The organism is Bacillus sp. FSL K6-1366 (assembly GCF_037976695.1).
Lineage (GTDB): Bacteria > Bacillota > Bacilli > Bacillales > Bacillaceae > Bacillus > Bacillus subtilis.
This window is the reverse complement of the sequence record NZ_CP150268.1, coordinates 1,177,451-1,191,971: the sequence shown is the minus strand read 5'-3', so window position 1 is coordinate 1,191,971 and position 14,521 is coordinate 1,177,451. Positions and strand designations below refer to the sequence as shown.

12 protein-coding genes and 1 pseudogene are annotated in these 14,521 nt (G+C 43.3%); 12 read left to right on the top strand and 1 reads right to left on the bottom strand.

What is annotated here, in order from left to right; genetic code table 11:
* The first annotated feature begins 15 nt into the window (after window positions 1-15).
* The 8 genes and pseudogenes from MHI44_RS06400 (at window position 16) to MHI44_RS06365 (ending at window position 5,184) form a co-directional block, all read left to right on the top strand.
* Window positions 16-279 (top strand): membrane protein, encoded by a 264-nt coding sequence (locus MHI44_RS06400; RefSeq protein ID WP_015483620.1) that lies wholly within the window; start codon window positions 16-18, stop codon window positions 277-279.
* 41 nt (window positions 280-320) lie between these two features.
* Window positions 321-998 (top strand): zinc metallopeptidase, encoded by a 678-nt coding sequence (locus MHI44_RS06395; protein WP_003228889.1) that lies wholly within the window; start codon window positions 321-323, stop codon window positions 996-998.
* 43 nt (window positions 999-1,041) lie between these two features.
* A complete protein-coding gene (locus MHI44_RS06390; RefSeq protein WP_024571512.1) occupies window positions 1,042-2,331 on the top strand; it encodes a hemolysin family protein in 1,290 nt (429 codons plus the stop codon).
* A gap of 126 nt (window positions 2,332-2,457) precedes the next feature.
* Entirely contained in the window at window positions 2,458-4,122 is a 1,665-nt protein-coding gene (locus MHI44_RS06385; protein WP_339203150.1) for an alpha-glucosidase, read from the top strand.
* 25 nt (window positions 4,123-4,147) lie between these two features.
* Window positions 4,148-4,282 (top strand): annotated as a pseudogene (locus MHI44_RS06380) (hypothetical protein).
* Window positions 4,242-4,640 (top strand): secondary thiamine-phosphate synthase enzyme YjbQ, encoded by a 399-nt coding sequence (locus tag MHI44_RS06375; protein WP_167408404.1) that lies wholly within the window; start codon window positions 4,242-4,244, stop codon window positions 4,638-4,640. Before MHI44_RS06380 ends, MHI44_RS06375 begins: the two are co-directional and overlap by 41 nt.
* 23 nt (window positions 4,641-4,663) lie before the next feature.
* The gene (locus MHI44_RS06370) at window positions 4,664-4,801 is read left to right on the top strand and encodes a hypothetical protein (protein ID WP_167408403.1); all 138 of its coding nucleotides are present in this window, start codon (window positions 4,664-4,666) and stop codon (window positions 4,799-4,801) included.
* A 128-nt stretch (window positions 4,802-4,929) separates the two neighbouring features.
* Window positions 4,930-5,184, top strand: a complete 255-nt coding sequence (locus tag MHI44_RS06365) for a hypothetical protein (protein WP_339203147.1) — start codon at window positions 4,930-4,932, stop codon at window positions 5,182-5,184.
* A gap of 13 nt (window positions 5,185-5,197) precedes the next feature.
* Here MHI44_RS06365 and MHI44_RS06360 read toward each other — a convergent pair whose 3' ends face one another.
* Complete coding sequence (locus tag MHI44_RS06360; protein WP_003228904.1) at window positions 5,198-5,935, bottom strand: protein-glutamine gamma-glutamyltransferase; 738 nt, start codon at window positions 5,933-5,935, stop codon at window positions 5,198-5,200.
* Window positions 5,936-6,092: 157 nt separating this feature from the next.
* On the opposite strand from MHI44_RS06360, the gene mcpB reads away from it, so the two are divergent.
* The 4 genes from mcpB to tlpB all read left to right on the top strand — a co-directional run bounded on the left by mcpB (window position 6,093) and on the right by tlpB (window position 14,459).
* Window positions 6,093-8,081, top strand: coding sequence for a methyl-accepting chemotaxis protein McpB (mcpB, locus tag MHI44_RS06355; RefSeq protein WP_185183901.1), 1,989 nt, complete (start codon window positions 6,093-6,095; stop codon window positions 8,079-8,081).
* Window positions 8,082-8,257: 176 nt separating this feature from the next.
* Complete coding sequence (tlpA, locus tag MHI44_RS06350; protein ID WP_339203144.1) at window positions 8,258-10,246, top strand: methyl-accepting chemotaxis protein TlpA; 1,989 nt, start codon at window positions 8,258-8,260, stop codon at window positions 10,244-10,246.
* Between the two features lie 125 nt (window positions 10,247-10,371).
* Window positions 10,372-12,357, top strand: a complete 1,986-nt coding sequence (gene mcpA, locus MHI44_RS06345) for a methyl-accepting chemotaxis protein (RefSeq protein ID WP_015714603.1) — start codon at window positions 10,372-10,374, stop codon at window positions 12,355-12,357.
* A 113-nt stretch (window positions 12,358-12,470) separates the two neighbouring features.
* Window positions 12,471-14,459 (top strand): methyl-accepting chemotaxis protein TlpB, encoded by a 1,989-nt coding sequence (gene tlpB, locus MHI44_RS06340; RefSeq protein WP_339203142.1) that lies wholly within the window; start codon window positions 12,471-12,473, stop codon window positions 14,457-14,459.
* Window positions 14,460-14,521 lie beyond the last annotated feature (62 nt).

Sequence of the window (14,521 nt, the reverse complement as noted above, 5' to 3'; positions counted from 1 at the left end):
AAAAGGATGAAAAAGATGACGATCTTTCAAAGAACGATCGTGGTTTTGATCGGTACGCAGCTGGCGGCATCCGCGGTGATTTTGTTTATTTTCGATTTGAATTCATATAATCACTTTTCCGGAAGCTTCTCCTGGCTTCATTTTCTGAAAGAACTGGCCGGCAGTTTCGCCTTTTATTTGTTTTCAGCAGGCCTGTTCTTTTTGCTGATTGGATTGTGTGCTCCAAGCCGGAAGAAAAAGCGCATTTCTGTACACGGGAAAGAAAACTCATTAAAATAATCGTAATAGAGAAATGATCATGGAAAAAGGATGATGAAAAAATGCTGTTTATATTTTTAACAATAGCCGCATTGGGATTGTCGTTTTGGGCACAATTTAAAGTAAAGAGCAACTTTGAAAAATATTCAAAAGTGGAAGCCTCAAGCGGACGTACAGGGGCAGAAACGGCAAGACGGATTTTAGATATAAACGGTCTTTACGACGTGCCGGTCGAACCGGTAAGAGGCACTTTAACAGACCATTACGACCCGACAAGACGGGTGGTGCGTTTATCTGAGCCGGTCTATTACGGCCGCTCAATTTCCGCCATATCCGTAGCTTCCCATGAAGTCGGACATGCCTTGCAGCATCAGGAGTCATATGGTGCGCTTGTGCTGAGACATAAAATCTTCCCAGTCGTGAATTTTGCATCCGGTGTAGCTCCTTTGCTTTTCTTAGGAGGCATGCTTCTCGGCAGCCTGAATTTGATCGGGCTTGGCATCATACTGTTTTCAGCGGCAGTCTTTTTCCAGCTGATTACATTGCCTGTCGAATTCAATGCAAGTTCACGTGCGAAGCAGATTATTGTGTCAGAAGGATTCATCCGAAACAATGAAGAAAATGGGGTAAATAAAGTGCTGAGTGCTGCTGCCTTAACGTATGTGGCCGCCGCCCTGGTTTCCCTGTTTGAACTACTTCGTTTTGTGATGATTTTCTTAAACGGTCGTGATGAGAATTAACGTTAAGGAGGTGGCCCCTTACCATTTATGGTAAGGGCTTTTTTTGCTTATTTTACAATTGATCGCCATTTTTGTTTTGATTGGCATTACGGCTGTTTTCGTTGCAGCGGAATTTGCGATCGTCAAAATTAGAGGTTCAAAAATCAATCAGCTCATCGAAAGCGGTGACAGCCGAGCACTAGCCGCACATAAAATCATCTCCAATCTTGACGAGTATTTATCAGCCTGCCAGCTCGGGATTACGATTACAGCCCTCGGCCTTGGGTGGCTTGGTGAACCTACATTTGAACGTTTTCTTCATCCCTTATTTACAATGACAGGCATGCCGGAACCGTTTAACCACATTGTCACATTTGTAGTTGCATTTATCATCGTCACTTTTTTGCATGTGGTGATGGGGGAGCTTGCCCCGAAAACGGTTTCTATTCAAAAAGCTGAAGCTGTAAGCTTATGGATTGCAAAGCCGCTGATCTGGTTTTATAAAATCACGTACCCGTTTATTAAAGCATTAAACGGCTCTGCAAGTTTTCTTGTGAAATTGTTTGGCTTTCATTCAGTAAAGGAGCATCAGGTTGTCATCAGCGAGGAGGAACTAAGACTGATCCTTTCAGAAAGCTATGAAAAGGGAGAAATCAATCAGTCTGAATTCCGTTATGTAAATAAGATTTTTGAATTTGACAACCGGGTAGCGAGAGAGATTATGATTCCGCGGACAGAAATTGCGGTTATCTCTCTGGAGCAGTCGCTTGAAGAGGCAATTCATCACATCATTAATGAACGGTATACACGCTACCCTGTCATCAAAGATGACAAGGATCATATTTTAGGGATCATCAACAGCAAAGATATGTTTAAAGCTTATTTTCTCGGCCAGCCGATAAAGCTGGAGCAAATCATGAGGCCCGTTATCAGGGTCATTGAAAGCATTCCTGTTCAACAGCTTTTAATCCGCATGCAGAAGGAGCGGATTCACATGGCGATTCTCGTCGATGAATACGGGGGAACGGCGGGGCTTGTCACTGTAGAGGATATTATAGAGGAAATCGTCGGGGAAATCCGCGATGAGTATGATCAGGATGAAACACCGCACATCCTGAAAAAGGGCGAGCACCATTATGTGATGGATGGAAAAGCGCTAATAGACGAAGTGAATGACCTTCTCGACATTGCGATTGAAAATGAAGAAATTGATACGATTGCAGGTTGGCTTCTAACGCAAAAAATGGAGCTGAAAGCAGGAGATGTGATACACGCGGAGGGCTGTGAATTTAAAATCCTCGACGCCGAAGATCATCACATCCGTTTTGTAGAAATAAAAAAAACTGATTTTTGATAAAAAACAGCCGGGGAACAAACGGCTGTTTTTTGTGTCATCAAGTCATTTCTTAAAAAGCAATGCTGTGAAGCCTTTTTTCTACATAGGATATATAAGACCGGTACACTGGAAAGGAGTGGCTGTATGAAAAAGGCTTGGTGGAAGGAAGCCGTTGTTTACCAAATTTACCCCCGCAGTTTTAAAGATTCAAATGGCGACGGAATCGGGGATATTCAAGGAATCAGATCCAAGCTTTCTTACATAAAAGAGCTGGGCGCTGACGTCATATGGATTTGCCCGCTGTATGACTCACCGAATGCTGATAATGGCTATGATATCCGGGATTATCAAAACATATTAAGCGAGTTTGGCACGATGGAAGATTTTGATGAACTGCTTGGTGACATTCATGATCTGGGGATGAAGCTGATTATGGATCTCGTTGTGAACCACACAAGCGACGAACATCCATGGTTCATAGAATCCCGTTCATCCATACACTCGGAAAAGCGCGACTGGTATATTTGGAAAGACGGCAAAAACGGAAAAACGCCCAACAATTGGGAAAGCATTTTCGGCGGGCCGGCTTGGGAGTATGATCAAAAGACAAGCCAGTATTATCTGCACCTTTTTGATAAAAAACAGCCTGATTTGAATTGGGAAAATGAAAAGGTGAGGAATGCCGTTTATGACATGATCAATTGGTGGCTTGATAAAGGAATTGACGGATTTCGGGTGGATGCCATTACGCATATTAAGAAAAAAGAAGGGTTTCCTGACATGCCGAATCCAAAGGGACTGGACTATGTCCCTTCCTTTCCTTATCATATGAATGCTGACGGCATTATGGATTTGTTAACAGAACTGAAGGAAAACACGTTTTCCCGCTATCCGATTATGACAGTTGGTGAAGCGAACGGCGTCGCTGCAAAAGAAGCAGCTGATTGGGCTGGAGAAAAAAACGGCATATTCAGCATGATTTTTCAATTTGAGCATCTCGGCCTGTGGGATGTAGAGATCAATGAAAGTATTGATATCGTTGCATTTAAACGAATTTTAACTGACTGGCAGGACAGTCTGGAAGGGATCGGCTGGAATGCTTTGTTTATGGAGAATCACGACCAGCCCCGTTCAGTTTCTGTGTGGGGAGACGACGGAGTGTACCTGAAAGAAAGTGCAAAAGCGCTTTCCGCTGTTTATTTTCTCATGAAAGGCACACCGTTTATTTATCAGGGACAGGAACTCGGGATGACGAACGTGGCTTTTCCCTCTATTGAGGACTATGATGATGTCGCAATGAAACGCCTGTATGAAACAAAAACAGCGAAAGGCACATCACACGAGGATGTGATGAAGATTGTCTGGAAAAAGGGAAGAGACAATTCGCGAACGCCGATGCAATGGAATGCTGGTCCATACGCCGGATTTTCTGAGGCCAAACCGTGGATCGGAATCAATGAGAATTACAAATGGCTGAATGCCGAGGCGCAAAAAAACGATAAAACATCCGTTTACCATTTTTACAAAAGCTTGATCAAGCTGCGCCAAACATATGATGTTTTTATTAACGGGACATACGAGCTCATTTTACCGGAAGATCAGCAAATCTTTGCATATCTTCGGAAAAATGAGAGCCATACTGCACTGATTGCGGCCAATCTGACAGGAACACCGGCGTTGTTCAAGCACTCTGGATTGCCATTGTCATCAGATGCACTCGTCTTGTCAAATATTGAAGCAGAGCCGCACCAGCATATGACATCAGTACTCTTAAAGCCGTATGAAGCAAGAATATATCTATGGTGCTAAACTCCAGCCTTAGACTGGAGTTTTTTTGTTTTAACGGGTTTATGAGAGCGGTTTAACAGGAAAAAAAAGAACACAGAACGAATTAAGCGATGAGAGCGGACAAACGAAAGGAGAAACAAATGCTGAAAACACTGCAAATCAAAACAACCAAACGAGATGAAATGATTGATATCACCCGGGAGGTGGAAGCGTTTCTTCAAGAAACAGGTATAACGAGCGGCGCAGCGCTGATTTACTGTCCGCATACGACTGCGGGCATTACAATTAATGAAAATGCCGATCCGGACGTCAAAAAAGATATGCTCAGAAGGTTTGATGAGGTATATCCGTGGGAACATGAGCTGGACCGCCATATGGAGGGCAATACAGCTGCACACATGAAGTCGAGTACAATCGGAGCTTCACAGCATGTCATTGTGGAAAACGGCCGGCTTATTCTTGGAACGTGGCAGGGCATTTATTTCTGCGAATTTGACGGCCCTCGCACCCGGACATGCTATATCAAAATGATGGGATAATAGGCTGTTTTTTTGACAAAAGCATGATCGCTGAACAAACGCCGATAGCCGGAGGGCTTGTCACACCCGACCCGGCTGCCGCTTTATCGAATGAAGGCGCGCTTGGCATTCGGCTATCTCAGTCACGACCTGCTCGAAAAGCTAATCCATATGCGAAATAAAAAGCGCGGGAAAGAGACACGCGCCTCATCCTTTGTTTTCAGGAAAGCCTGCATGAGGGATAGTCAATCAATGGATGTGAACGTACCGAGCTTTGCCGAACGTAACTTGATAAACTGAGGTGACAGATATGAACATTATTCAATATTCTTATAAAAAAAGAGGGAAAATTGAGTTTGTATTTGAAGGCTGGCCTCACTCAAAAGTTACAATGGCTCCTATCAAAGGCTACTATTTTGTCCGCTTTATCAAATGGAGCAGCCAGGATCCAATCGTGACAAGAAATGACCTTGAAAAAATGGAGTGGGCTGCGAACCAATATTTCGGCACAGCCCCCTTCTATCGAAAACGAAAGGCATTTGAAACCCCATCGTCCGGAAAATAGGCGATGGGGCTTTTTAGCGGACGATGCGGAAAAGAGACGGAACATCCAGTCTGGTCGCCTGAGACAGAAGGTAGGCTGACTGTAAGGCTCCTTTTTTCCTAAAAGAATTCAGCTTATCAATAATTTGCTTTCCGTTTAAGATTCCAAGACCATGGGCAAAATATTTATCTTCCCCCAGTAAAATCACATTTTCGCCTCTCCATTGCGCCTTTTGCGGATCAAATTCAGGATTCTTAAAATACAAACAATCTCCAAGGAAAAAGTGGTGTCCTGTTTCCGTATAGATCGGCAATTTCTCATAATGCCAGTCATATAAAATAATTCTGTCAAAGCTGGCATTGAATTTATCTTCTCCGATTGTATCGATTAAGGCCAAGTAATAAATGATAACGATTGCTGTTGCGCATTCAAACGCATAAAACGGGCCGTTCTCAGCAATGTCCCGAATCGCTTTTGAAGGCGGCATTCTGTATTTCAGCTCCAAGGCGCCCTCCGGTGAAACTCTCCAATACGTTGTATTCCCGTATGTTTTTAAAAAAGTGGCAAACTTCGCCCCGCTTTTGTGCAGCGTCTTTGCCGCTGCTACAATATTCATCCGCAGTTTAAGCTCAAACATCAGTTCAGCAATTGAATGATAATCAAACTGAACAGGTGTCTCAATCATCTCTTTTAACAGCGGATTCAGATTTTGATCAATCTGCCAATTTTCAATATCCTGGGGACGGAGCAATTGTCCTGATACAATAATCATGTTTAGCCCCCCTTTTTTTTTATAAGATATGCAAAGGGCTTGGGCAATGAAAGCTAAAAAGACAGAAGACAGCCAAAAAGAACTTCTTCCATTTTTTATTTTAAAACTTTTTTAAGCAGCCGATATATACTGTATCAAACCTGAAGGAGCAAGTGACATGAAGACTTTTATCAATTGGCTGAAGAAACCGTCTATTTCAAAGAAATTAATCGTCTCATTTATTGCGATTCTCATTATCCCTATTCTTATATTAGAATTTAGCTCTTACCGAAGCGCCAGCGGAAAGCTGGATCAGGAAATTATGGGAAATGCGAAAAACAGTGTCGATACATTTAATACAACTGTTACAAATAATCTGGGAGAAAAAGCGAAAGCAGTCACCTTTTTCAGTGAATCTCTTAAAAGATCCGCATTCAAAGGGAAATCGAATCAAGAAGAGATCAAAGCTAAATTTTCACAATATGTATCTATTAATCAAGGAGTAGCCAGAATTTATGGGGGCGCAGATAACGGCACTTACGTACAAGCGCCAAAAGAGAAATTGCCGGACGGATACGACCCGAGACAACGCCCTTGGTACCAGGATGCGATGAAGGCCGGCGGTGAAATTGTCGTGACAGATCCTTACGTGGCTGCGAGTGACGGAAGCATGGTCATTACCATTGCACAGGAGCTGAAGGACGGATCTGGCGTTGTCGCCATGGATATTACCATTGATAAATTGTTAGAACAAATGAAACAAATCAAGGTCGGAAAAGAAGGTTATGCTTTCATTGCAACAAAAAACAAAACCTATGTCGCCCACAAGAACCATAAGGCTGGAGAAAAGCTTTCAGGCGACTGGGTAGCCAAAATGTATGCGAATGACAGCGGTGAACTCCAGTATACTCTTAATAACGAAGATAAAAAGATGACCTATACTACAAACGAACTGACTGGTTGGAAAATAGCCGGCACAATGTATATGGATGAAATTAAGGATGCCTCAAAGTCTGTGCTGACAACAGGAATGATCGTGCTGATTGCTTCCATTGTGGCAGGCGGAATTTTAATTCTGTTTATCGTTCGTTCGATTACAAAACCGTTAAAACGTCTTGTTCAATCATCGAAAACGATCAGCAGGGGGGATCTGACCGAAACGATCGAAATCCATTCAAAGGATGAGCTTGGGGAGCTTGGGGAAAGCTTCAATGAAATGGGACAATCTCTCCGCTCTCTGATCAGCGCTATTCAGGACTCGGTGAACAATGTGGCCGCATCTTCCGAACAGCTTACCGCATCTGCCGGGCAGACGAGTAAAGCCACCGAGCATATTACGATGGCGATTGAGCAGTTCTCAAACGGAAACGAGGAGCAAAGCGAAAAGGTTGAATCCAGCTCTCATCAGCTGAACTTAATGAATGAAGGACTCCAGCAAGTCTCACAAACATCGTCAGATATTACAAAGGCATCTATCCAATCAACGGAAATCGCCGGAACGGGTGAGAAGTTTGTGCAGCAGACAGTCGGACAAATGAACTCGATTAATCAATCTGTTCAGCAGGCTGAAGCTGTTGTCAAAGGCTTAGAAGGAAAATCAAAAGACATCACAAGCATTTTGAGAGTCATCAACGGAATCGCTGACCAAACAAATCTGCTTGCACTAAATGCAGCCATTGAAGCGGCGCGTGCCGGAGAGTCAGGACGCGGCTTCTCTGTCGTAGCGGAGGAGGTGCGCAAGCTGGCTGTCCAATCAGCCGATTCAGCGAAAGAAATCGAAAAGCTGATCCAAGAAATCGTCGCAGAAATCGACACCTCTCTTCACATGTTTAAAGAGGTCAATCAGGAAGTACAGTCCGGACTTGTTGTCACAGACAATACAAAAGAAAGCTTCCAGAGCATTTTCAGCATGACAAACGAAATCGCAGGCAAGCTGCAAACGATGAATTCCACCGTCGAGCAGCTGTCAGACCGTTCACAGCATGTTTCAGCAGCAGTCAGCGGCATTGCAGACGTGTCGAAAGAAAGCTCGGCAAGCATCCAGGACATTGCCGCATCAGCTGAAGAACAGCTTGCTTCCATGGAAGAAATCAGTTCCTCAGCGACGACTCTTGCGCAGATGGCAGAAGAGCTTCGCGATCTGACGAAACAATTTAAAATCGAGTAAAAGCCGAAAAACAGCGCTATCAAAGCGCTGTTTTTTTATATGGTAAACAATAATAAAGTCCTAGTTTAACCGGTGAATTTAGAACTATTTTTCATTTTTACCTTCATTTTCAATGTAATTTAAAGGAAGATCCGCCGATATAATTTGTAAATTATTGAAAGAAGGTTCAAAAGGAAATGAAAAAAACACTCACCACTATTCGCAGATCATCAATTGCAAGGAGACTTATTATTTCTTTCCTGCTGATCTTAATTGTTCCGATAACCGCCCTTTCGGTTAGCGCTTATCAATCAGCAGTTGCCTCACTTGATGTACAGATGACGCAAAGCGCAAAGGAAAATGTTCAGATATTAGATCACATCATTGATGATAAAATCAGTACGACTGAAAAAAGCCTCGCGTATTTCAGCGATTGGGCTACAGCAGAAAAATTTCAGGATAAAAAGAAAACAGAGCTGAAACAGGAATTTAAACAATTTATCCAAATGAATGATAATGTCGCTGCGGTATTTTCAAGCGGCAAAGACGGGGAATTCACACGTTATCCGTACGCTGACATGCCAAGTGACTTTAATGCTTTGGAACGAGATTGGTACAAAGAAGCAATGGCCAATAAAGGCAAAACAATTGTCACTGAGCCTTATGAATCGATTTCATCAGGAAAAATGGTCGTCACCATCGCCCGTCAAACGGTGGATGGATCAGGCGTTGTCGCCATTGATATGAAAATTGATGACTTAGTCACTACCGCGAAAGGAATCAATATCGGAAAAGAAGGCTATGCTTTTATCTTGAGCCAAAACAAGAAAGTCATCGCCTACTCCGGAGAAAAAGCGGGAACAGAGCTAAAAGGGGACTGGGTTGATAAGCTCTACAAGGATAAAAGCGGGGACTTTGAATATACGTACAAAGGCAAAAAGAAAAAAATGGCATTTGCAACAAGCGAAACAACAGGCTGGAAAATCAGCGGCACGATGTATGCAAACGAGATTCACGATGCTGCAAGCAGGGTTCTGATCATGGCTTCAATCGTTCTGGCGATTGCCATCGCAGCTGGAATGACGGCGATTTATTTTGTGATTCGATCCATCACAAAGCCATTGAGACGCATTGTCGCATCCGCTGAAAAAATTAGTGAAGGCGATCTAACCGAAACGATTGAAATCAATTCAAAAGATGAACTCGGCGTTCTGAGCGAGAGCTTCAATCATATGGCACACTCGCTTCGCTCGCTCATTCACGGGATCAAAGACTCAGTAGAACACGTTGCCTCATCGTCTGAAGAGCTGACTGCATCGGCAGACCAGACAAGCAGAGCCACTGAGCACATTACGATGGCTATCGAGCAATTTTCAAACGGCAGTGAAAGCCAAAGCGAGAAAATAGAAACGACAACCGAACAAATTAATGAAATGAATGACGGATTGGCAGAGCTGGCGCGGGCTGCAGCAGTGATTACAGAAACATCCGCAGATTCAACAGAAGTGTCAAGTAAAGGGGAGACACTCGTCCAGAAAACAGCCGGCCAAATGAACACAATTGACCATTCCGTAAAAGCAGCGGAACATGTGGTGAAAGGGCTGGAGATCAAATCAAAGGATATCACGAATATTTTGCGTGTCATCAACGGTATTGCGGATCAAACCAATCTTTTGGCTTTAAATGCCGCCATTGAAGCGGCCAGAGCGGGTGAATACGGACGGGGCTTCTCAGTCGTCGCTGAGGAAGTGAGAAAGCTCGCGGTACAGTCGGCTGACTCGGCAAAAGAAATTGAATCGCTGATCAGTGAAATCGTAAAGGAAATTCACACATCACTGAACGTGCTTCAGTCCGTAAACAAAGAAGTTGAAATAGGGCTTGTCATGACGGATGAAACTAAACAGAGCTTCAAACATATATCGCAAATGACCAATCAAATTGCTTCCGAGCTGCAAAACATGAATGCGACGGTTGAGGAGCTGTCCGCGGGAGCTCAAGAAATTTCCGCAGCTTCAAATGATATCACTGCCATTTCTAAGGAAAGCTCGGATGGCATCCAAGATATCGCCGCTTCAGCTGAGGAACAGCTGGCATCCATGGAGGAGATTAGTTCATCTGCACTGACGCTTGAAAGAATGTCTGAAGAACTCCGTGATCTGACAAAACAATTTAAAGTAGATAAATAATAGGTCTAAAATACTATTTATTTATGGGAAATTAGTTACTTTTGTTAAATTTCTTCTTTTTTGCTGTATATATTTACCCATTTCCAGCCGATATGAAGGGTAGCATAAAAAAGGAGAAATGAATGATGAAAAAAATACTCCAACTCATAAAACAAAGATCAATTACACGGAAGCTTCTCGTTTCCTTTCTGTCGATCCTCATCATACCGGTTGTTATATTGGCGATCTTTGCCTATCAATCGGCTAGCAGCTCACTCGACAGACAGATGATGGGGAGCGCATTGGAAAATGTACAGCAATTAAACGAAATCATTAACACCAGCATCGGCGAAAAAGAAAACAGTGCTGATTATTTCAGCGAATGGCTGACAAAAGAGAAATACAATGCAAAAAGCAATGCAAGCATTGCAGAGAAATTCTCACAATATATCAGCATTAACAAGGATGTAGAATCCATTTATACAAGTGACACAAAAGGGCACTTTACCCGCTATCCGGATCTTCCGATGCCAAGTGGCTATAATCCGGTTGAACGCGACTGGTACAAAAAAGCGGTTGCAAATAAAGGGAAAGTCGTGATCACAGACCCTTATAAAACCGCGTCGACAAATACGATGGTTGTGACAATCGCCCAGCAGACAAAAGATGGTTCAGGCGTTATCGCAATCAACATGACGATTGAAAATCTGCTGAAAACAACCAAAAAAGTCAACATCGGCACACAAGGCTACGCATTTATCATGACGAAGGACAAAAAAGTTGTCGCACACCCGAATGAAAAATCAGGAACTGAATTAAAAGGCGACTGGCTCGATAAGATGTTGAGTGCTGATAAAGGCGATTTTCAATACACCATGGATGGCGATAAGAAAAAAATGGCCTTTGACACAAACAAGTTGACAGGATGGAAGATCGGCGGCACCATGTATTTGGATGAAATCCATGAGGCAGCCCAGCCTGTCCTACACCTTGCTTTAATTGTCTTGGCCGCAGCTATTATCATAGGGATTATCGTCATGACTTTGATCATTCGGTCGATTACAACACCGCTGAAACAGCTTGTCGGTTCCTCTAAGCGGATCAGCGAGGGAGATTTGACGGAAACCATTGATATCCGTTCAAAAGATGAATTGGGCGAGCTTGGCAAAAGCTTTAACAATATGGCGTCGTCACTTCGTTCTCTCATACACGCCATCCAGGATTCCGTAGATAATGTTGCCGCTTCCTCTGAGGAGCTCACTGCATCAGCTGCGCAAACGAGCAAGGCAACAGAGCACATTACATTGGCGATTGAACAATTTTCTAACGGCAATGAAAAACAAAACGAAAACATTGAAACGGCAGCAGAGCACATTTATCAAATGAATGACGGGTTGACGAATATGGCTCAAGCTTCTGAAGTGATCACTGATTCATCTGTTCAATCGACAGAAATTGCAAGTGAAGGCGGCAAGCTTGTTCATCAAACCGTCGGCCAAATGAATGTCATTGACAAGTCCGTTAAAGAAGCGGAGCAAGTCGTACGCGGATTGGAAACGAAATCGAAAGATATTACAAACATTTTGCGTGTGATCAACGGCATCGCAGACCAGACGAACCTGCTTGCCTTAAACGCAGCAATTGAAGCAGCGCGCGCAGGCGAGTACGGCCGCGGCTTCTCCGTTGTAGCGGAAGAAGTAAGAAAACTGGCAGTACAGTCAGCAGATTCAGCAAAAGAGATTGAAGGATTAATCATCGAAATTGTGAAGGAAATCAATACATCACTCGGCATGTTCCAATCTGTCAATCAAGAGGTGCAGACAGGACTTGACATCACAGATAAAACAGAAATGAGCTTCAAACGCATTTCTGAAATGACGAACCAAATCGCCGGCGAACTGCAAAATATGAGTGCGACGGTTCAGCAGCTTTCTGCCAGCTCCGAAGAAGTTTCGGGAGCGTCTGAGCACATTGCATCGATTTCAAAAGAAAGCTCAGCGCATATACAAGATATCGCGGCGTCAGCCGAAGAGCAGCTTGCTTCCATGGAAGAAATCAGCTCGTCTGCAGAGACCCTTTCCTCTATGGCGGAAGAGCTTCGCGATATGACCAAACGATTCAAAATCGAATAGTAAGCCTTAACACCCAAGCTTGTTGCGCTTGGGTGTTTTTTTTAGTTTTTTTATTAAACCTTTTATCCTAGTTTGACGATATTAGATTTATCTTAAAGGAGGAGTCAACGAGAATGGGAAAATTCATACAATGGATCAAACAGCCATCGATCAGCAAACCGCTAATCGCTGCGTTTCTGGCAGTGCTTATTTTGCCGGTTGGGGTTTTAGCATATTTCAGTTATCAATCAGCTTGGAACGCGTTAGACAGAGAGCTCATAAGCAGTGCGAAGGGAAATGTTGAAGAACTAAACAGTACGCTGCAAAATAAATTGGAAGATAAAGTAAAGGCAATAGATTATTATAGTGAGACAGTCGATAAAGACATATTGCTAGGCAAAAACAAAACATTACTGAAAGAGAAATTTAAGCAGTACACGACACTTAACGACGATGTAGGCGCAATCTATGCTGCTTCAGAAGATAAGAAGCTTTATAAATATCCGGATAGCGGTGTTCCGAAAGGTTTCGATCCGACAGGACGTGACTGGTACAAACAGGCGGTTGTGGAAAAAGGACAAGCTGTTTTCTCAGAACCGTATACCGATGAAGCGACAGGAGATATTGTTGTCACAATTTCAAAACAATTAAAAGACGGTTCAGGGGTTATAGCGCTGGATTTAAACCTGGATGAAGTGCTTACTGCATCAAAAAGAATCAAAATCGGTAAAGAAGGCTTTGCATTTATTACGACAGGCAACAAAAAATATATCGCCCATCCGACCATTAAGCCGGGGACAACTGGTTCCGGCGATTGGACAAACCAAGTATATTCCAAAAAAGAAGGCTCATTTGAATATACATTCGAAGGCAAAGAAAAGAAAATGGCCTTTACGACAAATAAACTGACTGGCTGGAAAATCGCGGGCACATATTTTGTCAGTGAATTGCAAGATGCTTCAAGCCCGGTGCTGAACACTGCGGTTATCATTCTATGCGTGTCAATAGTAATCGGCGGCATACTCATACTCTATATTATCCGTGCCATCACCAAGCCGTTAAGAAAACTTGTCTCAACGTCTGCAAAAATCAGCAGCGGAGATCTCACAGAAGTCATTGACATTCACTCGAAAAACGAGTTTGGCCAGCTTGGCGAAAGCTTTAATGAAATGTCTGCATCATTGCGTTCTGTAATCGGCGTTATTCAAACGTCTGTAGAAAACGTCGCTTCATCCTCTGAGGAGCTGACAGCAAGCGCAGCCCAAACAAGCAAGGCAACTGAACATATTACACTTGCCATCGAACAGTTCTCAGATGGCAACGAGGCACAAAGCGAGAAACTGGAAACAAGCTCAAATCATCTTTCTCAAATGAACGAGGGGATTTCAAAAGTGGCTCAGGCCTCTTCAACCATTACGAAATCATCGATTCAGTCCTCTGAGGCAGCGGGCAGCGGAGAAAAGCTGGTGGAGCATACAGTCGGCCAGATGAAAACAATTGACCAATCCGTTCAAAAAGCGGAAGCAGTTGTGAAGGGTCTTGAAACAAAATCGCAAGACATCACAAGCATCTTGAATGTGATTAATGGCATTGCTGATCAAACCAACCTGCTTGCATTAAATGCTGCGATTGAGGCGGCAAGAGCGGGAGAATACGGAAGAGGTTTCTCAGTAGTTGCAGAAGAGGTTAGAAAACTTGCTGTACAATCAGCAGACTCCGCCAAGGAAATTGAAGGATTAATTCAAGAGATTGTCAGGGAAATCAGCACCTCACTTTCAATGTTCCAATCCGTGAATCATGAAGTGAAAGAAGGCTTGCAGATTACGGATCAAACAGCAGAAAGCTTTAAACAAATCTATGAGATGACAACCCAAATTTCCGGCGAATTGCAAAACTTGAACGCGACGGTTGAACAACTGTCAGCCGGATCACAGGAAGTGTCAAGTGCTGTTGAAGATATTTCTGCAGTGGCGAAAGAAAGCTCAGCAGGCATTCAGGATATCGCAGCTTCGGCGGAAGAACAGCTTGCGTCCATGGAAGAAATCAGCTCTTCAGCGGAAACGTTGGCAAACATGGCGGAAGAACTTCAGGACATTACGAAGAAATTTAAAATAGAATCATAATGAAACGAGAAAGCGGCATATCTGCTGCTTTCTTTTTTTGTTAAAAAGCAAAAATAAACAAA

Coding starts and splice junctions, on each gene's coding strand:
- MHI44_RS06365 (WP_339203147.1), top strand. CDS start 4,930: ATGAACATTATTCAATATTCTTATAAAAAAAGAGGGAAAATTGAGTTT.
- MHI44_RS06385 (WP_339203150.1), top strand. CDS start 2,458: ATGAAAAAGGCTTGGTGGAAGGAAGCCGTTGTTTACCAAATTTACCCC.
- mcpA (WP_015714603.1), top strand. CDS start 10,372: ATGAAAAAAATACTCCAACTCATAAAACAAAGATCAATTACACGGAAG.
- MHI44_RS06395 (WP_003228889.1), top strand. CDS start 321: ATGCTGTTTATATTTTTAACAATAGCCGCATTGGGATTGTCGTTTTGG.
- tlpB (WP_339203142.1), top strand. CDS start 12,471: ATGGGAAAATTCATACAATGGATCAAACAGCCATCGATCAGCAAACCG.
- tlpA (WP_339203144.1), top strand. CDS start 8,258: ATGAAAAAAACACTCACCACTATTCGCAGATCATCAATTGCAAGGAGA.
- MHI44_RS06370 (WP_167408403.1), top strand. CDS start 4,664: ATGATCGCTGAACAAACGCCGATAGCCGGAGGGCTTGTCACACCCGAC.
- MHI44_RS06400 (WP_015483620.1), top strand. CDS start 16: ATGACGATCTTTCAAAGAACGATCGTGGTTTTGATCGGTACGCAGCTG.
- mcpB (WP_185183901.1), top strand. CDS start 6,093: ATGAAGACTTTTATCAATTGGCTGAAGAAACCGTCTATTTCAAAGAAA.
- MHI44_RS06360 (WP_003228904.1), bottom strand. CDS start 5,935: ATGATTATTGTATCAGGACAATTGCTCCGTCCCCAGGATATTGAAAAT.
- MHI44_RS06375 (WP_167408404.1), top strand. CDS start 4,242: ATGCTGAAAACACTGCAAATCAAAACAACCAAACGAGATGAAATGATT.